Origin of the sequence: Curtobacterium ammoniigenes NBRC 101786 (genome assembly GCF_001571045.1) — a bacterium.
Taxonomy (GTDB): Bacteria; Actinomycetota; Actinomycetes; order Actinomycetales; family Microbacteriaceae; genus Curtobacterium; species Curtobacterium ammoniigenes.
This window is the reverse complement of record NZ_BCSV01000002.1, coordinates 424,411-447,334: the sequence shown is the minus strand read 5'-3', so window position 1 is coordinate 447,334 and position 22,924 is coordinate 424,411. Positions and strand designations below refer to the sequence as shown.

Genomic DNA, 22,924 nt, shown 5'->3' with positions numbered 1-22,924 from the left:
GCAGACTGGCCCCGCCGCCGCGCAGACTGATTCCGCCACCCCGCACACGGAACCGCACCGCACTCCCGCCAGCGGAGCACCTCGGCCGATTGCGCTCGTCACGGGCGCGTCCCGCGGCATCGGACGAGCGATCGCGCTCGATCTCGGCCGGACGCATCACGTGCTCGTCGGCGGACGCGACCGTGCAGCCGTCGATGCCGTCGTCGCCGGGATCGAGAGCGCGGAAGCGTGGGTCGGCGACCTGACCGCCGGGCCGGTGCCGCGCCTCCCGGACCGCCTCGACGTCCTCGTGCATGCGGCCGGCATCGAAGACGGCGGACCCGTCGCCGCCACCGAGCGCGCGGTGTGGGAGCGCGTGTTCGCGACGAACGTCTTCGCCGTCGCGGAGCTGACACGGCTCGCTCTCCCAGCGCTCCGCGCAGCACGCGGGCTCGTCGTCACGATCAACAGCGGCGCCGGGCTGACCGCCTCAGCGGGCGGCGCGGTCTACGCGGCGTCGAAGTTCGCGCTCACAGCGTTCACCGACGCGCTCCGCGCCGAAGAACGCGACAACGAGGTCCGGGTGTCGAGCGTGCACCCCGGCCAGGTCGACACCGACATGCAGCGCGCTCTCGTCGCGAAGCTCGGCGTGCCCTACGACACGCGCTACACGCTCACGCCCGACGACGTCGCTGCGACCGTGCGCACCGTGGTCGATCTGCCGCCGCACGGCACCGTCGAGATGCTCAGCGTTCGGCCCCTGCACCGGCGCTGACGCGCACCTCCGGCGACGCGGTCGCGACAGCGGCGGCCTGCACGGGCCGGCGTGAGGACCGCGGGAGCCGCTGGGACCTCGCGAGCAGCGGCAGCCGCGGAGGGTTCGATGTCGCGCCGTGCAGGTTCAGGCAGCGACGAAGGTGCCGAGCCACTCGGCGCCGGCGTCGTCGTGGATGACTCCATCGGGGCTGGTGAGGACCGCGTACGGCTTCTTCGGGATACCGTCGCTCGGGCGGACATCCACGTGCGCGACCTCGAATCCGCGCTCGTGCAGCCAGTCGGCCATGGCGTAGTCGCTCCGCGAGTCACCCATGGTGCGCCATGCGCGCGGGAGCGGCCCCTCCTCGGCCAGGAGCGCCAGCGCACGGTCAGCACCGAGATCCTTGCCGGAACGGATCGACTCGATATCCGTCGAGATGATCGTCGGATCGACACGCCACGCGACGATCCCGGCACTGTTGGGGCGATCATGGTCGCGATAGCGGACGCCGAGGTCACGAGCCGACAGCGCCTCGACGGCGAGCGCGTCGAACTCGGGCTGTCGCGCCAGATAGTCGGCGTTGTCGACGTCGACGCGCTGCTCGAGCGAGACCATGGCTCGCTTCGAGGTGTCGAAGAACATCAGGTCCGAGAACCGGTCTGCGACCAGGCCCTGCATGGCGTCGCCGAATTCGCGCGGGAGTGCCAGCGCAGCGTCGACCTCGACCGGGCCGACGCCGTCGGCGAACTGCGGGCCGATCGAGCACCACACGGCTCCCTTCTCGCAGACGGCGTGAACCCGGGCGTTCACGCCGAGACCGCCGGCGATGAGCGGCGCAGCGACCTGTTCCCGGATGAACGCGTCGCTGCGACCGGTGTTGAACACGATCGGCACGCCCTGCGCGGCCAGTTCCAGCAGATCCGCGACGATCGACGGATTCGCGATCGTCCGCGACACCGGACTCGCGATCGGCCCGTCGACGTCGAGCAGGAGGCCGAGCTTTGGAGCGGCAGCGTGAACGGTCATCAGACCATCATCGCAGTGCTGCCTCGTTGGGGCGCGCGATCGTCACTCGCTGAGGAATGCTGCGGCGACGGGCGCGATGACGTCCGGCTCGACGTCGTGCGTCTGGTTCTGGAGCACCGTGTGCGCTGCGCCGGGAACATGTTCGACGACGGCCTGTACCGCGTGCTTCATCCAGTCGGGGCTATCGCTTCCGACGATCACGAGTGTCGGTGTGCGGATCTGCGCGAGCGTTGCGGCCGGGAGGCGCAGGTCGTTCAGCGTCGCCGCCTCCCGATCCAGCGCGGTCGCGCTGTCGAGCAAGCCGCGCCACACGGGGGCTCGCGACCGAAGCGACAGCGCGCGACGCCAGGTCATCCCCAGAACCCGGGTGAGGTAGTACCTGGTCGCGGTCGCGCGGCGCCCGCGGTCGAGGAGTGCTCGCAACCGCTCCTCGTACGGCTCAGTGGCCTCCGGCTCGCCCGCGACGCGGTACGGCGGCTCCCAGATCACCGAGCGGGTGATCGGCAGGCCCGCCGCCAGCGCCGTGAGCACGAGCGCGCCACCGGCGCACAGCCCTACGGCCACGGCGGATCCGCCGAGTTCAGTGATGACCGCTCTGAGGTCGTCGAGTTCGGATTCGGGCGCGTACGGGGGCGTGTCGCCGCTCTCTCCGCGACCGCGTCGGTCGAAGTACCCGACAGTGAAGGAGTCGGCGAGCGCAGTGGCGATCTCGGCGAGCCCGCCGAAACGGCGATGCTGGAACGCACCGGGAACCAGTACGAGCGGCGGCCCGGACCCAACGACGCTCATGACAATGCGCGTGCCGTCGGCGGAAACGACGGTGCGGTCGGGTGGCGCGCTGGTCATGGGGTCCTCGGAGGAACAGCCCGCGATTCGATCTCGGAATCGGGAGTGACCTGAGTGTGCCACGACGGCGGCTCGGCGTCATCACCCCGTACAAGGGGTGGAGCAGTCGGTCCGGGGCGCCGCACCCGAAGCGTCGCCGCCGGACCGTCTGGACTGCATTGTCGCTGCGGGTGATGTCAGCGGTCCCACCCGAAGGGACTTCTGCACCGCCTCACGCGATTGTCAGGGATTCGGAGCCCCGGCCCGAGCGGATTGGCCGTCGATCCAAGACTCTGTGTTGCGCTGTTCGACGAAGCGGCTCGCACCCACGCTGCGGGAATGCCATGCTGATGCAGCCATGACGTTCGAGAACACTGACCACATCCAGGCGACCACCGCAGGGTCCCTTCCGCGGACACCCGAGCTGATCGCAGCCAACGCCGCTCGCCCGGTCGCAGACGACGGCTTCACCCTGCAGACCAACGACGAAGTCCGCTCGTTGACGAGCGCCGCCGTCGACGACATCGTCGCTCGGCAGCACAAGCTTGGGATCACACAGCCGGGTGACGGCGAGTTCGGCAAGGCCATGTCGAACGCGGTGGACTACGGGGCCTGGTGGGGCTATTCCTTCCAGCGGGTGAGCGGGTTGTCGCTGACCGACGAGAACATCTTCACCCAGCAGCCGGTCCGTTCGACGCCCGGGCACATTCAGCTGACGTCGTTCCCCGATCGCCGCGACTGGACGATCTTCCAGGATGCGTACCAGGACCCGACGAGCGGCATCGGGACCGGCAAGAACGCGACGGCGTTCCCCACGACGACCGGGCCGATCCGCTACACGGGACACGAGGCTGCTCGGACCGATGCGGCGAACCTCCGGCACGCGATCGACGCCGCGGGCACTGCCAACGGATTCATCACGGCGCTCTCCCCCGGGTCAGCGGCGCGGGTCGCGAACGAGTTCTACGCGACGGAGGAAGAGCACATCTGGGCGTGGGCGGACGCGCTCCGCGAGGAGTACAAGATCATCCTCGATGCCGGGCTGTACCTGCAGATCGATGACCCGTCGATCGCTGAGAACTGGGATCAGATCAATCCCGAGCCGAGCGTCGAGGACTACCGAGCCTTCACGCGGATTCGGGTCGAAGCGCTGAACCACGCGCTCCAGGGCCTCGACACCAGCCGTGTTCGATTCCACCTGTGCTGGGGCTCGTGGCACGGGCCGCACACCACGGACATCGAACTCCGACACATCGTCGACCTCATGCTCGACATCGACGCGTCCGCGTACTCGTTCGAGGCAGCGAACGCTCGACACGAGCACGAGTGGACGGTGTGGGAGGACGTCACCCTGCCCGACGGCAAGGTGATCATCCCCGGTGTCGTCGGGCACGCCACGAACGTCGTCGAGCACCCCGACCTGGTCGCACAGCGGATCGAACGGTTCGCGTCGGTCGTCGGGCGGGAGCGCGTGATCGCGGGCACGGACTGCGGCCTCGGCGGCAGGATTCACCCGCACATTGCCGTGGCGAAGCTCGAATCACTCGGCGAAGGTGCGCGCCGAGCCTCAGCGAAGCTGTTCTGACGGAAGGTCGCGCGCGGCGACGGGCGCGACCTCGAGCGCCTCGTGTTCGAGGAGCGCGCGCTTGACGTCGAGCCCCCAGGCGAACCCCCCGAGCGTGCCGTCGGTGCGAACGACGCGGTGACAGGGCACGAAGAGGGCGGGAGCGTTCCGCGCGCAGACGCTGGCAGCGGCGCGGATCGCGGCCGGACGGCCCATCGCCGCCGCGAGCTCCGTATACGTCAGCACGACACCCGCCGGGATCGCACGAAGCGCCCGCCAGCCGGCGAGGAACAGCTCCGTGCCGACCTGGTGGACGGGCACGGAGAGCGCCGGCAGCGGGTCGCCGGCGTAGTAGGCGCCGACCGCCTCCGCGGCGGCGGAGGGCCCAGTACGGATCGACGATGGGCGATCGCGCTCGGCGAGCCGGGCGAGGATCCGGTCCGGTTGATCCGTCCAGCCCGATGCGAGGACGCGACCGTCCGCGTCTTCGAGGATCGCGAACGGACCGTCCGGCGTGTCGAGGATCGCCATGCTGCTGTGCGTCATTCGGTTGGTCTCGCTCTCGGTGGTCGGCTCGGCGCTGCGCGCCAGAGGTGCATCGTCAGATAGCTGCGCCATGGGGCGGCGCGCTCCGACCATACGGAGAGCGCGCGAGGCGCATGCGGGATCCCGAGCGCCTGTGCACCGCGCTGCACGCCGAGGTCTGTGGGGAGGAACACGTCGGGATGCTGCCGAACGCGCATGAGGATGTAGTCGGCGGTCCACGGTCCGATTCCCGGGATGGCGAGCAGCGCCGCACGTGCTGAGGACAACGGCGTCGCAGGGTCCACCCGCAGGGAGCCCGTCGCGAACGCGTCGGCGACGCGCACGATCGTCGCCGCCCGGGCGCGCGGACCTCGGAGATTATCGGCGCCCCCCGCAGCGATCGTCGCAGCATCCGGAACCAGTCGGAACCCCTCCGCGATGTCGTCGGGAGCGGGTCGGCCGAGTTCGTCGACGAGTCGACCGAGCGCGGTGCGGGCCGCGGCGACCGATACCTGCTGACCGACCAGCGCGCGCAGGACGATCTCATGCGGGTCGACCGTGCCCGGAAGCCGGATGCCCGGCGTCGCGCGCACGCGTTCGGCGAGTTCGGGGATCCCACCGAGGCCGGCGTCCACCGCGATCGGGTCCGCGTCGAGGTCGAACAGCGCCCGAACGCGGGCGACCAGTGACGGGAGGTCCGCGAGGGTGGTGAGACGCGCCTCCAGATCGATGCCTACCGCGGGCGGCGCGGCAGCGGTCGCGGCGAACCAGCCGGGACCGCCCGGCAACGTCAGGACGCGCTCATACCGTTCGCCGGAGGCGCGCTCCACTCCCCGGATCGCCCGCGCCGCAAGCCAGGCGAACACTCCCCCGGCGTCGAACGGTGCGCGGGCGGGCAGGTGCACGCGCAGCCCGCCGCCCGGGCCGCGACGAACTTCCGCTCTGGCGCGGATCGCAGTCGGCGTCGCCGCGAACACGTCGCGCATCGTGTCGGTGAACTGGCGGACGCTGCCGAACCCGGACGCGAAGGCCACGTCCGTGACCGACAAGGAGGACGACACGAGCAGGCTTCTCGCCGTCTGTGCCCGATGGGCGCGGCTGAGCGCCTTCGGACCGGCGCCGAGGGTCTCGGTGAGCACCCGGTTCAGCTGGCGCGGCGAGTACCCGAGCGCCCGAGCGAGGCCGTCGACGCCGTCCCGCTCGACCGCGCCGTCGAGGATGAGGCGCATCGCCCGCGCCGCGATGTCGTCCCGGTGGTTCCAGTCAGGGCTTCCCGGCGTCGCCTCCGGGAGGCATCGCTTGCACGCCCGATATCCCGCGAGGTGCGCCGCGGCGGCAGTCGCATAAAACGTGACGCCGGAGGGGCGCGGCGTGCGCGCCGGGCAGCTCGGACGGCAGTAGATGCGGGTGGAGTGCACGGCAGTGACGAACTGTCCGTCCCAGCGACGATCCCGCGACGCGACGATGCGGTACCGCTCGTCGTGCTGCGCTTGATCGATGGGGGTCACGCGATCAAGTGTGCTGGACCGGAGATCCGATCACGAGCGGAAATCGGACATGGCAGCGGCAGCTCAGCGGCCAGAGGATCAGCACCAGGCGGTCGCCGTCCGAACTGTCAGCCGTCGGACGTCGCGCCGGTCTCGATCGGTCGACGCGCGTCTGCCGCCCACTGGGACCACGACCCCGGGTAGAGCCGCGTGTTCGTGAACCCGGCTCGCTCCAGTGCGATCAGGTCGGTGCACGCGGTCACGCCGCTGCCGCAGTACGCCACTACCCGCGACGACCGGTCGACCCCGCGCGACCCATACAGTTCGGCGAGTTCGGCGGACGGCGCGAAGAACCCATCGTCGTCCAGGTTCGCCGCCCACGGGACATTGGCGGCTCCGGGGATGTGCCCAGCCCGGGGATCGAGCGGGGACTCGACCTCGCCCGTGTACCGGTCGTGTGCGCGAGCGTCGATCAGCACATCCGTCTCGGCACCTCCATCGACGGCGTCGGCGGTGATGAACCGATCCTGCGGCCAGGGACGAACGCGTCGGACCACGGGCGCACGCTCGACGACACCGCTCTCGAGCTCCCCTGACCACGTGCCGAGACCCCCGTTCAAGACCGCCGCAGGCTGACCGAGCACGCGGAGCAGCCACACGAGCCGTGCGGCGATCGATCCGGACGCGTCGTCATAGGCGACCACCGTCACGTCGTCGGCGAGGCCGCGACGTCCGAGTGCCTCGGCGAAGTGCTCCGGCGTCGGAAGCGGATGGCGTCCATCGGCCTCGGTGGCGGGGGCTGCGAGGTCGTCGTCGATGCTGATCCACACAGCTCCGGGGATGTGCGCTGCTGCATACGCCTGATGCCCATCGCGGCCGTCGCTGTACCAGCGGACGTCGGCGAGGATCACCTCGGCTGCATGCTCGCGGTACCACTCTGCGTCGACCACGGGAGGCACGCCCATCATTCGCTCTCTTCCTCGCCCGAGTGCCCAGCGCCACGAGGCAGCCGGGCGGGAGCCCACGAGAGCGCCCTAGGAATGAGCGTATGGGACGACACGCTCTCGTGAGCGAACGCGGCTGCGTTCAGGCCGCGGGTACGACGACCTGCTCGATCGCGTCGACGAACGCAGGAAGGTCATCGGGGTTGCGGGAGGTGATCAGGGTGAACGATCCGCTCGAATCGACCTGGACCTCCTGGTCGACCCATTCCGCGCCGGCGTTACGAATATCGGTCTGCAGCGACGGGAACGACGTGATCGTCCGCCCGGGGAGCAGCTGCGCTTCGACGAGGGTCCACGGCCCGTGGCAGATCGCGGCGACCGGCTTGCCCGCATCGGCGAACGCGGTCACCAGGGCGAGGGCGGCCGGGTCACGCCGAATCGTGTCCGCGTTGATCGTCCCGCCGGGGATCACGAGCGCGTCGAAATCATCCGCCGCGGCCTCGTCGAGCGCGATGTCCGGGTCGACCTGCTTGCCCGGGTCTTTGTCCCCGACGAGCGTTTGCACGGGCTCGCTGGCCTTCGCGGCGATGGTCACGGTTGCGCCGCGCTTGCGCAGTTCGTCCACCGGCACGACCAACTCGTCTTGTTCGACGCCGTAGTTCGTCACGATGACGAGGATGTTCGCTCCGTCGATCTGTCCAGCCATGGTTGCTCCCTCGTGTGACGTCGCGGTGCCTTCAGTCGCACCGCTCGATGTGCGCGGCTTCACAGGGCCGCCGCTTCGGGATCCCAGTGTTGGCCGCTGCGCCTGGGAGCGCGTGCAGTTCACCCGCGCCTGGGAGCGCACGCAGTTCAGCCGCGCTGAGGAGCGCACGCGGTTCAGCCGCGCGCTCCTCCGGTCAGCGCACGTGTCGCGTCAGGAGGAGGTCGTCGGCGCGCAGCACATGCGCGAGTCGGAGGGTTCGCGGGGCGGAACGGCCGGCGGCGATGCGGGGTCCGGCGCCGCCCTCGAGTGTCGGGCTGAGGCTCAGGCACAGTTCGTCGACGGCGTCTGCGGCGATGAGGGCTCCGAGGAGGCTCGGGCCGCCCTCGCAGTGGATCCGCGGCAGACCGCGCTGTACGACGGCGGCGCGGACCTGTGCCGGGTCGATGGTGGTGTCGCCGCAGTCGATGACATCGGCGACGGCATCGAGCGCCGCGCGGGGGCCGTCGGGCGCATTCGCCACGGTCAGGATGAGTGGCCGGACCGGCGCCTCCGTGAAGATCGGTGACGTCGGATCGAGCGCGAGCGCGCCGGACACGATGGCGAACACCGGATGATCCGGGAGGCCGTGGTTGCGCCTCCAGACAACGTCCGCGTCGTGGAGACGCATCGGCCCGTAGCCCTCGGTACGGACCGTGCCAGCCCCCACGAGCACTACGTCGGCAAGACGACGCAAGAGGTCGAACACGCGGAGGTCCGCCGGTCCGCCGAGCGATCCGGAACGCCCGTCGACCGTTGCCGAGCCGTCGAGCGACGTCACGAAGTTGACGCGGATTCGGCCGTTGGACGGGACGGGCGGCGGACCGCTTGGCGGAATCGGCGCGCCGGCGTAGAGCTCGAGGATGTCGTCGTCGGTGAGCTCCGGCGCGGAGCGAGGCGCAATCTGCTCGATCATGTGTTGTGGATCGCTTCGACGGGCTGCCGCCATCCGGCGATCGCTTCGACCATGCGCATCGCGTCGACGGACTCGCGGGTCTCATGCATGCGCACGATGCGCGCGCCGAGCATGGCACTGACCGTGGCGGCGGCAAGTGTGCCGGCCAACCGCTCCGGGCGGGGTCGGCCGAGGGACTCCCCGATGAAGTCCTTGTTGGAGACCGCGGCGAGCGTGGGGTATCCGAGCGAACAGACCGCGGCCAGGTGGCGCGTCAGTTCGAGCGTGTGCACCGTTGTCTTGTTGAGGTCGTGACCGGGGTCGGTGATGATCCGGTCGTCCGGGATCCCCGCGGCGTGCGCGCGGTCGATCCGCTCGCGAAGGAACGCGACGACCTCGGCGGTGACGTCCTGGTACTGGGGGCGCGGATACTCGGTCCGCGGTTCGGCGAGGCTGTGCGTGATGACGATCTGGGCGTCGCTGTCAGCGACAACGGCCGCCATGCGCGGGTCGCGGAGGCCCGTGGTGTCGTTGATGATGCCGGCTCCGGCCGCGATCGCGGCGGCGGCGACCTCGGGACGAAACGTGTCGACGGAGATCATGACGTCGGATTCCGCGGCAAGCGCTGACACCACCGGGACGACCCGCTCGATCTCGTCATCGGCCGGCAGCTCGGGCCCTGGCGCGAATTTCACGCCGCCGATGTCGACGATGTCGGCCCCCTCCGAGGCCGCGTGCACCGCAGCCTCGACCGCTCGGTCGAGCGCAAACGTGGCGCCCTTGTCGTAGAACGAGTCGGGGGTCCGGTTCACGATCGACATGACGGCGATCCGACGGTCGAAATCGATGGTCCTGCGGCCGATTCGCCGCTCCGGCGCGATGAGGTGTGGAATGACCCAGCCCTCGGCCAGCCTGGACGGTGCGGCCGGCTCGGCGCTCATGCGGCATCCCCGGCGGCGGTGGTCCCTGGCGCGCCGCTCGGACGAGCCCCGATCAGGGCCACAGCCTCCGCTCGGGCGCGTGGTTCGGCCAGGGAGCCGCGTGCTGCGAGCGTGACCGTGCTGCTGCCGGTCTGGCGGGCGCCGCGCGTGGTGACGCAGCCGTGCACGGCATCCAGGACGACGAGAACCCCGCGTGCGGCGAGCCCCTGCTGCACAGCATCCGCAATGCTCTCACCGAGCCGCTCCTGCAGCTGCGGGCGCGAAGCGATTGCATCGACGACGCGGGCGAGCGTGCCCAGCCCGATGATCCGCTCCCCGGGCGCGTACGCGATCTGCGCGGTGCCGAGGAACGGCAGCAGGTGGTGCTCGCACACGGAGCGGAAGGCGATGTCGCGCACGATCACGAGGTCGCCGATCTCACCCGATTCGGCCGGCACGGCGCCGTCATGGACGAGGACGGAGGCATCGACGCCGATGCCGGAGAAGAACTCGGCGTAGGCGTCGGCAACACGACGAGGCGTGTCGACGAGCCCTGCGCGCGACGGGTCGTCGCCGATCCCGATGAGGAGTTCGCGCACCGCCCGTTCGATCCGGTCACGGTCCATCTCGGAGGTCACCTGACCATCCTGCACGCCGCAACCGACATATAGGCGGTATTTGTTCAGGAGCAGAGGAATGCGGGGGACACCTCAGTGCTCGTCCGGTGTCGTCTCGCCCACGTCCGCAGGTGTCGCTTCATGGTGCGCGAGGCCGTGCGTGCGCCGGTCCTCCTTCATCTGCGCCTCGAAGAGGTGGCGGCGTCCGCCGACGAGTTCCTCTCGCGCCGCGCGCTCTGCGTCCCGGACCGCCGACCAGTAGTTGTCGTCGTAGTCCTCGACGATCTGGAATGTCCAGCGGCCGTTGATCACGTTCCGCCCGACGATGTCGCGCTGGATACGCTCCGCGATGTCGTCGTGACCGGCCTTGCGGAACAGATCCACAGCCTCCCCGATGGCGAGGTCGGCCATGCCGGAGAACCGATGGAATCCGTAGAGGTAGCCGCGGGCATGCTCGATGACCTCGAGCCCCTCGGACAGTTTGCCGAGCGCCTCGATCGTCGCCGGGTCGACGCCGTCGGGAATGCGGTGCGCTGCGTCTGGGCCGCCGTCGGCCCCGTTCGTGGTCGTCATGGCTCCCGTCTACACGAGCAGGAGCCGCGAGTCCGGGCCGGCCGCTACCGTTGCGCCATGACGGGCTGGGTTGCGCTGCTGCGTGGAGTGAACGTGAACGGCGTCACGGTGAAGAGCGTGGACCTGCGCGCTGCGTTCGCGAGCATGGGGTTCCCTGACGCGAAGACAGTGCTCGCCTCCGGGAATGTGCTGTTCGACGCCGAGGTGACCGGGAACGCCGGGGGGACCGGGAACGGCGACGGCGACGCTGGCGGCAGTGCTGACGAACGCGGCAGTGGCACCGGGCCCGTTCCGAGCGCGCAATCCCTTGCCGAACGGATCGAGTCCGGTCTCGCGGAGCGCTTCGGGTACGACGCGCACATCGTGCTCGTGTCGGCAGAGCACATCTCGCGAATCATCGCGGGGTACCCGTTCCCCGAGGACGACGACCATCACGCCTACGTGGTCTTCGGCAGTGATCGCGAAGCACTCGCGGCGCTCGCTGCCGACGCGACCGGGGACAGCGGGCCGAGGAGCGGCTCCGCGGCGACTCGCACTGCAGGAAGCATCGCTGACAATCAGGGCGAGCAGATCGCGCACGGCGACGGATGTCTCTACTGGCGCTGCCCGAAGGGGCGCAGCACCGACACGCCGTTCGCGAAGCGCGCGGCGAGCGTTCGGTTCCGGGCGACGACCACGACCAGGAATCTGAACACGGTCCGCAAGTTCGTCTGACCGGAACCGGCGACGACGACCGGCGGCCGTTCACCTGGCCGAGCGGCGGCCGACATCGGCTGCCGCGACGGCACCGACGGCACCGACGGCACCGACGGCCCGGGCGCGCTGCCTCAGCTACACGAGAGCGTCAAGCAGCAGCGACGCGTTCTCGGGGCGCGCTTGGAGCTCGCCCGCTTCGATCCGAAGTGCGATCTCGACCGTGCGGGCGTTCGCGGGCGCGTCCTGACCAGCTGCAGCGAGCGTTCGCACGACGAACCCGTTGATCTCCTGCACCTCGGCACGCCGCCCCTTCATCCAGTCCTGCAGCACCGTGGTGCGCGTGGTCGGCGACGAGAACCGCGCGAGCACGATGTCGAGGAGGGCGGGCGCGTACGTCTCCGCGTCGGTGACGTCGGCGTCGGTGAGGCCGAACACGGGGCGCAGCCGGCTGCCGGACGCGACGGTCGCGGCAGCAGCCTCCCGGCAGCACCGGTCCATGAAGTCCCGGACGCCCGGAACCGCGGCGGCGTCGGCGAGTGGGAGGTCGAGGATCGCCGACGGGACAAGCTCTCCGGCATTCGCGACGAGTTTCATCCACTTCGACGAACGGATGTCATCCGAGATCTCCACCGTTCCGGCGTGGTGGAGCGCCTCCCAGACCTCGTGCGCCCGATCACGGGTGCGCTCGTCGTAGCCGCCGACGGCGAACCACGCCGTTTCGGGCGAGTTCTCCCGGTTGACGATGCCTGGCTCGAACATGTTCGATGCCATCTCGATGACCGCGCCGATCGTGCGCTCCGGACCGACCACGGACGCGATGTCGTCCATCGTCATGCCGTTCTGGAGGCCCACCACCAGTCCGTCGTCGGCCAGAACGGACGCAATGAGCTCGCACGACCATCGCGTGTCATAGGCCTTGGTGACGAGGAACACCAGATCGAAGCGCTCCTTGAGCGCGGCGACGTCGCAGAGGTTGATGGCGCGCACAGGAGTGACCACGGTCTCGTGGGGCAGACGCACCTCGATGCCGTTGCGCCGCATCGCCTCGACGTGCTCCGGCCACTGCTCCACGAATGTCACATCCAGGCCCGCCCGGATCATGTCCGCTCCGACGCCGGATCCCTGTGCGCCACTGCCGAGAATCGCGATTCGCTTGCTCACCCTGACCTCCTTGTCGTTCGTTGAGACTACACGGGCGTTCTGTGATACTGAACCCATTGATCTCGCGAGGGAGCGAACATGAGCGGACGCGTCGCAGGCAAGACCATCGTCGTCACCGGAGCCGGGTCGGGTATCGGGGCGGCGATCGCTCGAGGGCTCGCCGCGGAGGGGGCGAACGTCGTTCTCGCGGACCTGAATGACGCAGCGGCAGATGCGGTGGCCGCCTCGATCGCGGAAGCAGGAGGAGCCTCCCTCGCAGTGCGCGTCGATGTCACCGACCGCCGAACCGTCCGGGAGGCTGTGGCAAGAACCGTCGACCGCTTCGGCCGCGTCGACGTCTGGTTCAACAACGCCGGCATGAATGCGCCGATGCCGTTCCTCGACATCACGGAGGAGAACTTCGAACGAATCATGCGGGTGAACGCGGTTGGCGTGCTCGTCGGCATCCAGGAGGCGGCTCGTCAGTTCATCGCACAGCGAGGCGGGGGCAAAGTCATCAACACCGCCTCCATTGCCGGACGCACCGGGTTTCCGAGCTTCGCTCCCTACAGCGCGTCGAAGGCCGCGGTCATCTCGCTGACCCAAGCCGCAGCGCGGGACCTCGCACCACACGGGATCACCGTGAACGGGTTCGCGCCGGGCGTCGTTGCGACCCCGCTCTGGACGCAGCTCGATGCAGACCTCGCCGCGATGGGCGCTGCAGACGCCGGATTCGACTCCATGACGTCGGACATCCTCCTCGGACGCGCCGCCCAGCCGGAGGACATCGTGCCGACCGCAGTGTTCCTCGCTGCGAGTGACTCGGACTACATCACCGGCCAGATCATCCCGATCGAGGGCGGGATGATCCTCGTCTGAGTGCCGGATGAGCGCTCGCCCCGACGCGAGCGCTCACCCGTCACATTTCGGGTTCGAGGGTGATTCCGGCGTCGCGCGCGACAGTCAGCAGGACTGCCGCGAGATCCTTCCCGGCACCGAGCCCACTCGCGATCGTGCGCGAGAAGGCGACCTCGGCGGTGGAGAGCAGCGGCATCGGTGACTCGAGTGCCGCCGCAAGGTCGAGCGCGAGCCGCGCGTCCTTGCGCTGCCCCTCGGTCGTGAAGGTCGGCGTGAAGTCGAGCTCGACAAGGCTCTTCGTCTTGTAGGACGAGAACGGTGAGCCGACAGCGCTGTCATTGATGAAGGCGAGCAGGTCAGCGCGGGAGACGCCGGCCTTCTCGCCGAGCACGGCGACCTCGGCGAGCGCCTGCATCACGATCGCCAGCAGCGCATTCGTCGCGAGCTTCACAACGTTCGCCTGCACCTGCTCGCCGACGACGTATGTCGCGCGACCAAGGGCCTCCAGGACGGGTCGGGCAGCCTCGACGCCCGCATCGGGCCCCGACACCGCGAAGATCGCACGGCCTGCGGCGACAACCCCAGGGTTGCCGCTGACGGGGGCCGACACGTACGAGATGCCCGCGTCGGAGGCCGCGGCCGCGGCGCGCGAGGCAGCCTCCGTCGACACGGTGGAGCCGTCGACCCAGACGAGCAGGGAGCCGGGCCCCTGCGAGAGCAGTCCGTCCGCCGGGCCGTGCAGGGCTTCGAGCGCTCTGTCGTCGAGGATCATCGACCACGCGACGTCGAAGTTCCGGGCGTCGGCCGGTTCGGCCAGTTGCGTGGCGCCTCGCTCGACGAGGGCGCGGACCTTGTCTGGCGTTCGGTTCCACACGCCGACCTCGAACCCCTGGTCGAGCAGCCGCTCCACCATCGTGGTTCCCATGCGGCCGGCGCCCAACCAGGCGACGGATGGTGTGCTCATTGCGGTTCCCTTTCGGATGGAATGAGTGCGGCCCGAGCGCCGTCGGCTACAGCAGGATGCGCAGCGGATGCTCGACCAGGTCCACAAACGCAGCCAACCACTGCGCGGCGAGCGCACCGTCCAGCACGCGATGGTCCGCGGACAGTGTGACCGTCATCACGCGCCGGACGACGATCGAGCCGTCCTCCACGACCGCGCGTTCTTGCGCGGCACCCACCGCCAGAATGCCGGACTGCGGTGGATTGATGATCGCGGAGAACTCGCTCACGCCATACATCCCGAGGTTCGAGATCGCGAACGATCCGCCCTCGAGCTCATGCTGCTTCAGCCTGCCGGCGCGCGACCGATCGATGACGTCCGCGGTTGCTGCCGCGAGCGCGCCCACCGACATGCGGTCGACGCCGCGAAGCACCGGAGTGACGAGGCCCCCATCGATCGCAACCGCCAACGCGATGTCCACGGATGCGAACCGGCGGATGGCCGACTCGGCCCACACGGCGTTCGCGTCGGGGACGACTCCGAACGCTCCCGCAGCCGCTTTCAGGAGCAGGTCCGTGACCGACACTCGCGCAGTACCGTGCCCGTTGATCTCCGACCGCAGCGCCAACAGCGCATCCATCCGGATATCGGCGACGAGGTAGAAGTGCGGCACGGTCGACTTGCTCTCGGTGAGTCGTCGCGCGATGGCACGCCGCATCCCGCTGAGCGGAACGTCCTCGTACTCGGCGGCGGTCTCCGTGACCGGCGTCGCGGTGGCGCGGCTGGCTGCGCGCGGTGATGCTGTCGCGCTGTCGACTCCGGTCGGCTCGCTTCCGCCACTCACCGCAACGGATCCACCCGCAGCGAGTGCATCGAGGTCGCGGCGCGTGATTCGTCCCGCTGGCCCGGTCCCGGTCAGCGAGCCGAGCTCGATGCCACGCTCTTTCGCGAGCCGACGCACGATCGGGCTCGCGAACCGGCGCGCGGTGCCAGCGGGAGCGGCAGCAGGGGTGCCGCTTGTCGACCCTTCGGACCGGTTCGGGTCCGGGGTGCCTGCTGTCGGTGCGGGGGTCGGTTCAGGCGCGGTCTCCGGCTCAGGCGCGGCAGCTGGCTCGGGCGCAATCTCCGGCTCGCGCGCGGCAGCTGCCTCCGACGCGGTCTCCGGCTCGGGCGGGGCAGCGGGCTCACCCACGGCGTTGCGCGCCCCCGCCCCGGGCGGGGTCTCTCCCGGCGCCCCGACGACCAGGATCGGATCGCCCACGGCGACCGTGTCGCCCTCGGTGACGAGGAGGTCGAGCACGGTGCCCTCGACCTCGGCGTTGTATTCGACGATCGCCTTCTCGGTCTCGACCTCGGCGAGCGGCACACCGATCGACACCTGCTGCCCCTTCGCGACAAGCCAGGTGGCGATCGCAGCCTCGCTCGCGCCGGCGAGCACCTCCGGCATGCGCACGATCGATGCCATCAGCGTCCGCCCATCGCTGCGACGACTCGATTCAGGCCGGCGACGACCTCGTCGGTTCGCGCGATCGCGGCCCGCTCAAGAACCTTCGAGATGCTCGGACTGGCCTCGCCGCCGGTCACCCGCTCGATCGGCTGGTCGAGCCAGTCGAAGTACCGCCGTTGGATCTCGTCGGCAAGCCACGCCCCGTAGGACGTTCCCCGGGCGCCCTGCTCGACGATGAGCACCGCGTTCGTCTTGCGCACGCTCGCGCCGATGGTCTCCCAGTCGATGGAGGCGCGGTCCAACCAGCGCAGGTCGATCACGTCCGCATCGACGCCGGTCTGTTCCACAGCCTCCAGTGCGTGCCGGACCATCGACAGGTAGCTGATCACAGTCACGTCATTGCCGGTGCGGCGCAGGGCTGCGGTTCCGGGAGCGATCCGGTACTCCAGATCGGTCGGGATCTCCTCCGCCAGCGGGTAGAGGTCGATGTGCTCGATCACGAGCACCGGGTCCTGCAGGTCGAGGGCCGCGTTCATGAGCCCGACGTAGTCCGCCGCGGTCGAGGGTGCGACGATGCGCCACCCGGGGCTCGTTGCGAAGATCCCAGCGGGGTCCATGAGGTGCTGCGATCCGTACCCGGACCCCATCGCGACCTTGGTGCGGAGCACGATCGGCACCGGGTTGTCGCCGCCGAACATGTGGCGCGCCTTGCCGATCTGATTGAACACCTGGTCTGCGGCGACCCAGAGGAAGTCCGGGTACATGAACTCGACGACAGGCCGGAACCGCCCGTCGAGCGCGATGCCGCCACCGAGTCCGACGAACGCGTTCTCGCTGATCGGTGTGCCGAGCACCCGACCTGGGAACGCCTTGGCGAGCCCCTTCGTCGCACCGTTCGTGCCGCCGTTGAGTCGGTGCACGTCCTCGCCCAGGACGATGATCCGGTCGTCGTGCTCCATCCGGTGGTGCATGACGCCGGCGACGGCATCGACGAACTTGCCGTTCGGGGAGGCTGCGGCGGTGTCGGCGCCTGATCCGTTGCCGGCCGTGAATGGGTCGCGCACGCTCGTCGGGTCGATCTCGCTCGCGTCGCCGCGGATGCCCACATCGACGAACTCGGGATCCGGCCAGAGCTCCGGTCGGATCCGTCGCTTCCCGGCAGAGTCCGGATCCGGCTCCGTGAGTCGCCCGGCGACGCCACGCATCGCCTCCTGCGCCTGCCTGCGGAGGTCGGCAGCCTGCTCCGGCGAGACGAGTCCGAGCGAGGCGAGTTCGCGCTCCGTTCGGAGGATCGGATCACGATCGCGCCATTCGGCCTCCTCCGCCTTCGTCCGGTACCCGAACGCGCTGCCCGGGTATGGGCCGTTCTGGTGGAAGTAGCGGTACACCTCGGCCTCGATGACGGCCGGCCCATCGCCGGCGCGCATCCGATCGAGCGCGTCACTCATCGCGAGGTGCACGGCGAGCGGATCCATGCCATCGACCTGCCATGCCGGGATCCCAAAGCCTGGTCCGCGGCCGGAGAGGCGGGCCTCCCGCGTCACCTCGTGCACCTCGGTCGACACGGCGTACCGGTTGTTCTCGATGAAGAACGCGAACGGCAGCTCCCACGCGGCAGCGAGGTTCATCGTCTCGAGCACCGACCCGATGTTCACGGCACCGTCGCCGAAGTAGCTCACCGTCACGTCGCTCGTGCCCGCATGGCGCTGCGCCCACGCATTGCCCGCGCCCATCGGGACGCCGCCGCCGACGATCGCATTCGTGCCGAGCGCACCCGCTTCGAACCACTGCAAGTGCATCGATCCGCCGCGTCCGCGACAGAAGCCCTGCGCAAGCCCGAGAATCTCCGCCAGCGTGCGCTGCAAGACGGTGTCGACCGGATCGGAGACGATCCCGTCGATCGGGAGGCTCCCTCCCGTCACGTGCGTCAGCGCCTTGGCGAGGAACTGGTGATGGCCTCGGTGCGAGCCGTTGACTCCGTCGGCCGAGCGCAGGCCGATGATCGAGCCGACGGCGCCGCCCTCCTGCCCGATGCTCGAGTGGGCGGGCCCGTGAACGAGGCCTTCACCGGCGAGCTCGAGCACGGTCTCCTCGAACGCGCGAATCAGATGCAACTCCGCGAGCATCGAGGTGAGGAGCCCCGGATCGGCACGCTTCCAGTCGGCGGGTATCGTCTCGAGCCTGATCCAGGGGACCTCGGCGCTCAGACGGGAACGTTTCGGCATCGACCCTCTTCTCCATTGACGGGTGAGTGCGGGACGCGGCGCCCAGCGCTCGCGCGGTGTTCAGTGTAGTTGTACAGTCTGGTGAACGGCAAGACGCGAAAGGACGCGAGGTTCATGGCGATACCAGGCATGGTCGGCACTGACCACATCGGGTTCACGGTGCCAGACCTGGATCAAGCAGACCGCTTCTTCGTCGACGTGATCGGCTGCACGCGCGTGTACTCGCTCGGGCCGTTCGCGCACCCCGATGACGACTGGATGGCCGAGCACCTCGGCGTCCATCCACGGACCGTCATGCGGCGCTTGAACTTCTACCGCGTGGGAACGGGAACGAATTTCGAGGTCTTCTCCTACGAGCCGGCCGACGGACAGCAGCCCCAGCCTCGGAACAGTGACATCGGCGGCCACCACATCGCGTTCTACGTTGACGATCTCGATGCCGCAGTGGCGTACCTTCGCGCGCAGGGCGTTCGAGTGATGGGAGATCCGACCGCGAGTTCGGCCGCAAGCCGCGGACAACGGTGGGTGTACTTCCTCAGCCCCTGGGGCATGCAGTTCGAACTCGTGTCGTTCCCGGACGGCAAGGAGTACGAGCGAGATGCGCCGGTCCTGCTCTGGCACCCGAAGCACCCCGCCGAGTGACGCGTTCCGCGAGACCACCTGGACTACCGACAACCACTCTTGAGCAATGAAGGCCGACGATGACCCAGACCGACACCCCCACGACCGCCATCGACCGCGCGATTTTCAGCGACCTCTACATCGACGGCGCGTGGCGAGCGGGGTCCGACGGCGAGCGCTTCGCCGTCGTGGATCCCTCCGACGGATCGACGATCACGGACTTCGCGATCGCGACTGAGGCTGACTGCGACGCTGCCGTCGATGCGGCGGCCGCCGCATTCCCCGCCTGGAGCGCGCGAGCCCCCCGCGAGCGGAGCGAAATCCTCCGTCGCGCGTGGGAGATCCTCACAGCCGAGGCCGACACCCTCACTGAGCTCATGGTGCGCGAGAACGGCAAGTCATGGCCGGACGCCAAGGCCGAAGCGACCTACGCGACGGAGTTCTTCCGGTGGTTCGCCGAGGAGGCCGTTCGCGTGCCGGGCGAGTACCGACTCTCGCCTGCCGGCGACAAGCACATCGTCGTGACCCACCACCCGATCGGCGTCTCGCTGCTCGTCACACCGTGGAACTTCCCTGCAGCGATGGCCACGCGAAAGCTCGCTCCCGCACTCGCAGCGGGATGCACGATGGTCCTCAAACCCGCCCGCGAAACACCGCTCACGTCCGCCTACGTGGTGAGCGTGCTCGAACGAGCGGGCGTTCCGCGCGGCGTCGTGAACCTGGTCACGCCCGTGCCCACCGGCCCGGCGGTCGCGCGCATGCTGAACCACACGGCGGTGCGGAAGCTGTCGTTCACCGGATCGACCGAGGTCGGACGCGAATTGCTGAAGACCGCGTCGGACCGGGTGATCAGCACGTCGATGGAGCTCGGCGGGAATGCACCCCTCATCGTCTTGCCGGGCGCCGACCTCGACGTCGCGGTTGACGGCGCGTTCCTCGCCAAGATGCGGAACGGCGGGTCGGCCTGCACGTCGGCGAATCGGTTCTACGTGCACGACTCGGTGCACGACGCGTTCGTCGAGCGGATGACCGAACGGCTGTCGACGATGCCGGTCGGATCCGGCCTCGACCGACACAACGAACTCGGCGCGCTCGTGTCCGTCAAGGAGCGCGACAAGGTCGCTGATCTGGTCGACACTGCCGTCGAAGAGGGCGCGCACGTCGTGACTGGCGGCACCAAGAGCGACACGGGGGCGTTCTACGCGCCGACCTTGCTCACCGATGTGCAGCACGGCAGCACGATCAACGCGACCGAGATCTTCGGACCCGTCACCGCGATCGTCCGCTTCACCGACGTGGACGAAGCAGTCCGTCTCGCGAACGACAGCGAGTACGGCCTCATGGCGTACGTCTTCGGGGAGGAGCGGTTGGCCATGCAGGTCGGCCAGCGGCTCGACGTCGGCATGGTGGCGATCAACCGCGGCGTCGTCTCAGATCCAGCGGCCCCGTTCGGCGGCACGAAGCAGTCCGGACTCGGGCGCGAGGGTTCCACGGAGGGAATCCTTGAGTTCCTCGAGACGCAGTACCTCGCGGTCTCTGTCTGAGCGACTGACGCCGACGGATCGGGCGATCGCCGCTCGCGGCCCGGCTATGCGCCGGGCCCCGGGCGGTGCACGCCACCGTGCACGAACCAGACGCCCTCAAACGGCTCGGGGCCGGGGTTGCGGTGCATGTGCGGAATCGAGCAGTCGAACCCGAACGACTCGCCCGGGTTGAGGTGGAACACTTCCTCGCCGACCGTGACGACGAGCTGTCCAGTCAAGACGTACGCGTACTCGTACCCCTCGTGCGTGACGAGATCGCCGCCAGCCGTCGATGTCGCCCCGGGCGCGTACGAGACCTTCATGAAGTTGACCGCATGCTCGGGCGTGGCCGCGAGTCGTTCCCAGACGACGCCCTCGGCCATCGTGAGCTGCGGTCGGTGCGATGGATGCACGACGGAAACGCGATTGGCGTACTCGGACGGCCGCCACGCGTTCATCGGGTTCATCCGACCGGATCCGTGCCATTCGTCGTCGGGATCGTCATGCTCAGCGGCCCGCTCCTCAGCCTCGAACAGCTCGTCGACGGTGACGTTGAGCAGCCGAGCGAATCCGTAGAGCGTCGAGACGGATGGCTGCGACTTGCCATTCTCGATCTGCGAGACGAGCGACGGTGAGACGCCTGCCTGCCGTGCGAGTTCTCGGAGGGACATGCCCGCTTGCTGCCGGATCTCCTTCAATCGGATCCCCAGTTCGCCGACTGCGAAGCTCGGAACGTCAACCATCTTGTCCGCCCGTCGTTCGTGGTCGACCGGTCGGGCGGTATCGTCCTGAACCCCGTCCGCCGCCGGCAGTGGGATAAATATACACGGAACGGAGCCCGGTGTTCTGCTAATGTTCAGTGACAACGAACAGTGCTGCCATACAAGGAAGTATGCAAATGACCATTCACGGGGTCCACCACACCGGCATCATCGTGTCCGATCTCGACCGGTCCATCGCGTTTTACCACGACCTTCTCGGATTCCCGTTCTCAAGCGAGCCGAGCCCCTGGTTCGACGGCGACGAGCTCGCGCAGGGCGTCGGCGTTCCGAACGCGAAACTCCGGCAGTGCTGCCTGCAGGTCGGGCCGGACACCCTGGAGCTCCTCGAGTACGCGAATCGCGAGCCGAGCGACGGCCCGGTCCACCAGAACCATCTCGGTGCGATGCACGTCGCGTTCCGCGTTGACGATGTCACTAAGACCGTCGCCAGCCTCGAGGCTGCCGGCGTCGAGTTCCTTTCCGGCCCACACGTCGTTGACGATGGCGTGCTCGCGGGCTGGCGATGGGTGTACTTCCACGACCCTGATGGGATCCCGCTCGAACTTGTGGAAGTGGCCTACACCCGCCCGGAGGAACGGCAGGCAGGGATCGAGGCCTATCTCACCGCACGGACCGCGGGCGCTTCCGCTGCACACCGATCTCCGTCCGCCTCCACAGAAACGGGAGCAACCGCATGACCAGCACTGCGCCTCGCCGCGCCCTCGTCGTCGGCGTGACCGGCATCGTCGGCCAGAACCTCGCCGCCTATCTGGCAGATGCCGGGTGGGAGGTCTACGGGCTCTCCCGCAGCGGCGGAACGCCCGACCCTCGCGTCGTTCCCGTCCGCGCCGACCTCGGGGACCCGGCGGCCCTTGCCGAAGCGCTTCGCGAGGTTCGCCCCGAGTTCGCGGCGATCACCGCATGGACCCGGATGGCGACGGAGGCCGACAACATCCGCGTGAACGGCGGTGCGGTCCGCAACGTGCTGACGGCACTCGAGCCGGCCGGCAGCCTCCAGCACGTCGCCCTGATGACCGGACTGAAGCACTACCTCGGCCCGTTCGAGGCGTATGCGCAGGGGGTCGTCGCGGACACGCCCTTCCATGAGGAGGAGCCGCGGACCTCCACCCCGAACTTCTACTACGCCCAAGAAGACGAGCTGTTCGCCGCTGCTGAACGTGCCGGGTTCACGTGGAGCGTGCACCGATCGCACACCGTATTCGGGTTCGCGACGGGAAATGCGATGAACATGGTCCTCACGATCGGCGCCTACGCGACGCTCTGCAAGGAGCTTGGACTGCCGTTCGTGTTCCCCGGGTCGTCGACGCAGTGGAACTCCGTGACCGACGTGACCGACGCTGAGCTGCTCTCGGAACAGATGCTCTGGGCGTCCGAGCACGGACGCAACGAGGCGTTCAACACCGCGAACGGCGACGTCTTCCGCTGGCGGTGGCTCTGGCCGCAGATCGCCGCCTTCTTCGGGCTGCCATGGGAGGGGTTCGAGGGCGAGCCACGCACGCTCGAAGCGGCAATGGCAGGCACGGAGGACACGTGGCGCGCGATCGCGCATCGCGAGGGACTCGTCGAGCCGGATTTGGCGCGTGTCGCCTCCTGGTGGCACTCAGACGCCGACCTCGGCCGCGACATGGAGGTCCTCACCGACATGAACAAGAGCCGGAAGGCCGGGTTCACGGCGACTCGTGACACCCGCGACTCGTTCTTCCGCTACATCGAGCAGTACCGGGCGGCGCGCGTCCTGCCGTAAGGAGCAGCCAGGGCGGCGCAGGCACGCATCGGCCGGAGGAGTCGCCGCGGCTGTGAGCGGGCGATATACCCGGCGTGGCCGCGCGGCTCGC

General features: G+C 69.1%; 23 protein-coding genes. 8 read left to right on the top strand and 15 right to left on the bottom strand.

The features are described from left to right. The first annotated feature begins 88 nt into the window (after positions 1-88). Positions 89-754, top strand: coding sequence for an SDR family oxidoreductase (locus CAM01S_RS05870; RefSeq protein ID WP_066518656.1), 666 nt, complete (start codon positions 89-91; stop codon positions 752-754). 126 nt (positions 755-880) lie between these two features. Here the strand turns inward: CAM01S_RS05870 and CAM01S_RS05865 are convergent, their stop codons facing one another. Both CAM01S_RS05865 and CAM01S_RS05860 read right to left on the bottom strand, forming a co-directional pair. Next, a complete protein-coding gene (locus CAM01S_RS05865) occupies positions 881-1,762 on the bottom strand; it encodes a Cof-type HAD-IIB family hydrolase (RefSeq protein WP_066517601.1) in 882 nt (293 codons plus the stop codon). Between the two features lie 42 nt (positions 1,763-1,804). Then, a complete protein-coding gene (locus CAM01S_RS05860) occupies positions 1,805-2,608 on the bottom strand; it encodes an alpha/beta fold hydrolase (protein ID WP_066517591.1) in 804 nt (267 codons plus the stop codon). Between the two features lie 337 nt (positions 2,609-2,945). Between CAM01S_RS05860 and CAM01S_RS05855 the strand changes: the two genes are divergently transcribed. Then, positions 2,946-4,172: a cobalamin-independent methionine synthase II family protein gene (locus CAM01S_RS05855; RefSeq protein ID WP_066517587.1), complete on the top strand. Its 1,227-nt coding sequence runs from the start codon at positions 2,946-2,948 to the stop codon at positions 4,170-4,172. Here the strand turns inward: CAM01S_RS05855 and CAM01S_RS05850 are convergent. The 8 genes from CAM01S_RS05850 to CAM01S_RS05815 form a co-directional block, all read right to left on the bottom strand. Beyond that, positions 4,155-4,697 carry a methylated-DNA--[protein]-cysteine S-methyltransferase gene (locus CAM01S_RS05850; protein ID WP_066517583.1) on the bottom strand — a complete coding sequence of 181 codons (543 nt, stop codon included), beginning with the start codon at positions 4,695-4,697 and terminating at the stop codon, positions 4,155-4,157. The genes CAM01S_RS05855 and CAM01S_RS05850 overlap by 18 nt on opposite strands. After that, positions 4,694-6,184, bottom strand: a complete 1,491-nt coding sequence (locus CAM01S_RS05845) for an AlkA N-terminal domain-containing protein (RefSeq protein WP_245631551.1) — start codon at positions 6,182-6,184, stop codon at positions 4,694-4,696. The genes CAM01S_RS05850 and CAM01S_RS05845 overlap by 4 nt, the downstream gene beginning before the upstream one ends. A gap of 107 nt (positions 6,185-6,291) precedes the next feature. After that, positions 6,292-7,131, bottom strand: coding sequence for a sulfurtransferase (locus tag CAM01S_RS05840; RefSeq protein ID WP_066517577.1), 840 nt, complete (start codon positions 7,129-7,131; stop codon positions 6,292-6,294). Positions 7,132-7,249: 118 nt separating this feature from the next. Then, positions 7,250-7,813: a type 1 glutamine amidotransferase domain-containing protein gene (locus CAM01S_RS05835; RefSeq protein ID WP_066518652.1), complete on the bottom strand. Its 564-nt coding sequence runs from the start codon at positions 7,811-7,813 to the stop codon at positions 7,250-7,252. 193 nt (positions 7,814-8,006) lie between these two features. After that, positions 8,007-8,765, bottom strand: a complete 759-nt coding sequence (locus CAM01S_RS05830) for a pyrimidine reductase family protein (protein ID WP_245631550.1) — start codon at positions 8,763-8,765, stop codon at positions 8,007-8,009. Continuing rightward, positions 8,762-9,685 (bottom strand): dihydropteroate synthase, encoded by a 924-nt coding sequence (gene folP, locus CAM01S_RS05825; RefSeq protein ID WP_066517569.1) that lies wholly within the window; start codon positions 9,683-9,685, stop codon positions 8,762-8,764. Before folP ends, CAM01S_RS05830 begins: the two co-directional genes overlap by 4 nt. Further along, a complete protein-coding gene (gene folE, locus CAM01S_RS05820; RefSeq protein WP_066518645.1) occupies positions 9,682-10,290 on the bottom strand; it encodes a GTP cyclohydrolase I in 609 nt (202 codons plus the stop codon). Before folE ends, folP begins: the two co-directional genes overlap by 4 nt. Positions 10,291-10,374: 84 nt before the next feature. Further along, positions 10,375-10,854, bottom strand: a complete 480-nt coding sequence (locus tag CAM01S_RS05815; RefSeq protein ID WP_066517564.1) for a hypothetical protein — start codon at positions 10,852-10,854, stop codon at positions 10,375-10,377. A gap of 57 nt (positions 10,855-10,911) precedes the next feature. Here CAM01S_RS05815 and CAM01S_RS05810 point away from each other — a divergent pair, with 57 nt between their 5' ends. Further along, on the top strand, positions 10,912-11,568 hold the full coding sequence (locus tag CAM01S_RS05810) for a DUF1697 domain-containing protein (protein ID WP_066517561.1): 657 nt from the start codon (positions 10,912-10,914) through the stop codon (positions 11,566-11,568). Between the two features lie 117 nt (positions 11,569-11,685). Here the strand turns inward: CAM01S_RS05810 and CAM01S_RS05805 are convergent, their stop codons facing one another. Further along, positions 11,686-12,711 (bottom strand): ketopantoate reductase family protein, encoded by a 1,026-nt coding sequence (locus tag CAM01S_RS05805; protein WP_066517555.1) that lies wholly within the window; start codon positions 12,709-12,711, stop codon positions 11,686-11,688. A 78-nt stretch (positions 12,712-12,789) separates the two neighbouring features. On the opposite strand from CAM01S_RS05805, the gene CAM01S_RS05800 reads away from it, so the two are divergent. After that, positions 12,790-13,569: an SDR family NAD(P)-dependent oxidoreductase gene (locus tag CAM01S_RS05800; RefSeq protein WP_066517553.1), complete on the top strand. Its 780-nt coding sequence runs from the start codon at positions 12,790-12,792 to the stop codon at positions 13,567-13,569. A gap of 40 nt (positions 13,570-13,609) precedes the next feature. On the opposite strand, the gene CAM01S_RS05795 is transcribed toward CAM01S_RS05800, so the two are convergent. Genes CAM01S_RS05795 through CAM01S_RS05785 form a run of 3 tightly spaced genes read right to left on the bottom strand, consistent with a single transcriptional unit; the run spans position 13,610 to position 18,163 of the window. Beyond that, positions 13,610-14,512: an NAD(P)-dependent oxidoreductase gene (locus CAM01S_RS05795; protein WP_066517551.1), complete on the bottom strand. Its 903-nt coding sequence runs from the start codon at positions 14,510-14,512 to the stop codon at positions 13,610-13,612. A gap of 46 nt (positions 14,513-14,558) precedes the next feature. Beyond that, on the bottom strand, positions 14,559-15,956 hold the full coding sequence (locus CAM01S_RS05790) for a dihydrolipoamide acetyltransferase family protein (RefSeq protein ID WP_066517549.1): 1,398 nt from the start codon (positions 15,954-15,956) through the stop codon (positions 14,559-14,561). Then, the gene (locus CAM01S_RS05785; RefSeq protein WP_066517548.1) at positions 15,956-18,163 is read right to left on the bottom strand and encodes an alpha-ketoacid dehydrogenase subunit alpha/beta; all 2,208 of its coding nucleotides are present in this window, start codon (positions 18,161-18,163) and stop codon (positions 15,956-15,958) included. Before CAM01S_RS05785 ends, CAM01S_RS05790 begins: the two co-directional genes overlap by 1 nt. A 114-nt stretch (positions 18,164-18,277) precedes the next feature. Here CAM01S_RS05785 and CAM01S_RS05780 point away from each other — a divergent pair, with 114 nt between their 5' ends. Together CAM01S_RS05780 and CAM01S_RS05775 are read left to right on the top strand one after the other, a co-directional pair. Next, positions 18,278-18,805 carry a VOC family protein gene (locus CAM01S_RS05780; protein WP_066517547.1) on the top strand — a complete coding sequence of 176 codons (528 nt, stop codon included), beginning with the start codon at positions 18,278-18,280 and terminating at the stop codon, positions 18,803-18,805. A 59-nt stretch (positions 18,806-18,864) separates the two neighbouring features. Next, positions 18,865-20,328, top strand: coding sequence for an NAD-dependent succinate-semialdehyde dehydrogenase (locus CAM01S_RS05775; RefSeq protein WP_066517546.1), 1,464 nt, complete (start codon positions 18,865-18,867; stop codon positions 20,326-20,328). Positions 20,329-20,372: 44 nt separating this feature from the next. On the opposite strand, the gene CAM01S_RS05770 is transcribed toward CAM01S_RS05775, so the two are convergent. After that, positions 20,373-21,050 carry a helix-turn-helix domain-containing protein gene (locus CAM01S_RS05770; RefSeq protein WP_066517541.1) on the bottom strand — a complete coding sequence of 226 codons (678 nt, stop codon included), beginning with the start codon at positions 21,048-21,050 and terminating at the stop codon, positions 20,373-20,375. A 155-nt stretch (positions 21,051-21,205) separates the two neighbouring features. On the opposite strand from CAM01S_RS05770, the gene CAM01S_RS05765 reads away from it, so the two are divergent. Together CAM01S_RS05765 and CAM01S_RS05760 are read left to right on the top strand one after the other, a co-directional pair. Then, positions 21,206-21,766 carry a VOC family protein gene (locus CAM01S_RS05765; protein WP_066517538.1) on the top strand — a complete coding sequence of 187 codons (561 nt, stop codon included), beginning with the start codon at positions 21,206-21,208 and terminating at the stop codon, positions 21,764-21,766. Continuing rightward, positions 21,763-22,833, top strand: coding sequence for an SDR family oxidoreductase (locus tag CAM01S_RS05760; protein WP_066517535.1), 1,071 nt, complete (start codon positions 21,763-21,765; stop codon positions 22,831-22,833). The genes CAM01S_RS05765 and CAM01S_RS05760 overlap by 4 nt, the downstream gene beginning before the upstream one ends. Positions 22,834-22,924 lie beyond the last annotated feature (91 nt).

Bases quoted from the DNA above. Each gene is read 5' to 3' on its own strand.
- CAM01S_RS05865 (WP_066517601.1), bottom strand. From the start codon at position 1,762: ATGACCGTTCACGCTGCCGCTCCAAAGCTCGGCCTCCTGCTCGACGTC.
- CAM01S_RS05860 (WP_066517591.1), bottom strand. From the start codon at position 2,608: ATGACCAGCGCGCCACCCGACCGCACCGTCGTTTCCGCCGACGGCACG.
- CAM01S_RS05855 (WP_066517587.1), top strand. From the start codon at position 2,946: ATGACGTTCGAGAACACTGACCACATCCAGGCGACCACCGCAGGGTCC.
- CAM01S_RS05850 (WP_066517583.1), bottom strand. From the start codon at position 4,697: ATGACGCACAGCAGCATGGCGATCCTCGACACGCCGGACGGTCCGTTC.
- CAM01S_RS05840 (WP_066517577.1), bottom strand. From the start codon at position 7,131: ATGATGGGCGTGCCTCCCGTGGTCGACGCAGAGTGGTACCGCGAGCAT.
- CAM01S_RS05835 (WP_066518652.1), bottom strand. From the start codon at position 7,813: ATGGCTGGACAGATCGACGGAGCGAACATCCTCGTCATCGTGACGAAC.
- CAM01S_RS05830 (WP_245631550.1), bottom strand. From the start codon at position 8,765: ATGATCGAGCAGATTGCGCCTCGCTCCGCGCCGGAGCTCACCGACGAC.
- folP (WP_066517569.1), bottom strand. From the start codon at position 9,685: ATGAGCGCCGAGCCGGCCGCACCGTCCAGGCTGGCCGAGGGCTGGGTC.
- folE (WP_066518645.1), bottom strand. From the start codon at position 10,290: ATGGACCGTGACCGGATCGAACGGGCGGTGCGCGAACTCCTCATCGGG.
- CAM01S_RS05815 (WP_066517564.1), bottom strand. From the start codon at position 10,854: ATGACGACCACGAACGGGGCCGACGGCGGCCCAGACGCAGCGCACCGC.
- CAM01S_RS05810 (WP_066517561.1), top strand. From the start codon at position 10,912: ATGACGGGCTGGGTTGCGCTGCTGCGTGGAGTGAACGTGAACGGCGTC.
- CAM01S_RS05800 (WP_066517553.1), top strand. From the start codon at position 12,790: ATGAGCGGACGCGTCGCAGGCAAGACCATCGTCGTCACCGGAGCCGGG.
- CAM01S_RS05795 (WP_066517551.1), bottom strand. From the start codon at position 14,512: ATGAGCACACCATCCGTCGCCTGGTTGGGCGCCGGCCGCATGGGAACC.
- CAM01S_RS05790 (WP_066517549.1), bottom strand. From the start codon at position 15,956: ATGGCATCGATCGTGCGCATGCCGGAGGTGCTCGCCGGCGCGAGCGAG.
- CAM01S_RS05785 (WP_066517548.1), bottom strand. From the start codon at position 18,163: ATGCCGAAACGTTCCCGTCTGAGCGCCGAGGTCCCCTGGATCAGGCTC.
- CAM01S_RS05780 (WP_066517547.1), top strand. From the start codon at position 18,278: ATGGCGATACCAGGCATGGTCGGCACTGACCACATCGGGTTCACGGTG.
- CAM01S_RS05775 (WP_066517546.1), top strand. From the start codon at position 18,865: ATGACCCAGACCGACACCCCCACGACCGCCATCGACCGCGCGATTTTC.
- CAM01S_RS05770 (WP_066517541.1), bottom strand. From the start codon at position 21,050: ATGGTTGACGTTCCGAGCTTCGCAGTCGGCGAACTGGGGATCCGATTG.
- CAM01S_RS05765 (WP_066517538.1), top strand. From the start codon at position 21,206: ATGACCATTCACGGGGTCCACCACACCGGCATCATCGTGTCCGATCTC.
- CAM01S_RS05760 (WP_066517535.1), top strand. From the start codon at position 21,763: ATGACCAGCACTGCGCCTCGCCGCGCCCTCGTCGTCGGCGTGACCGGC.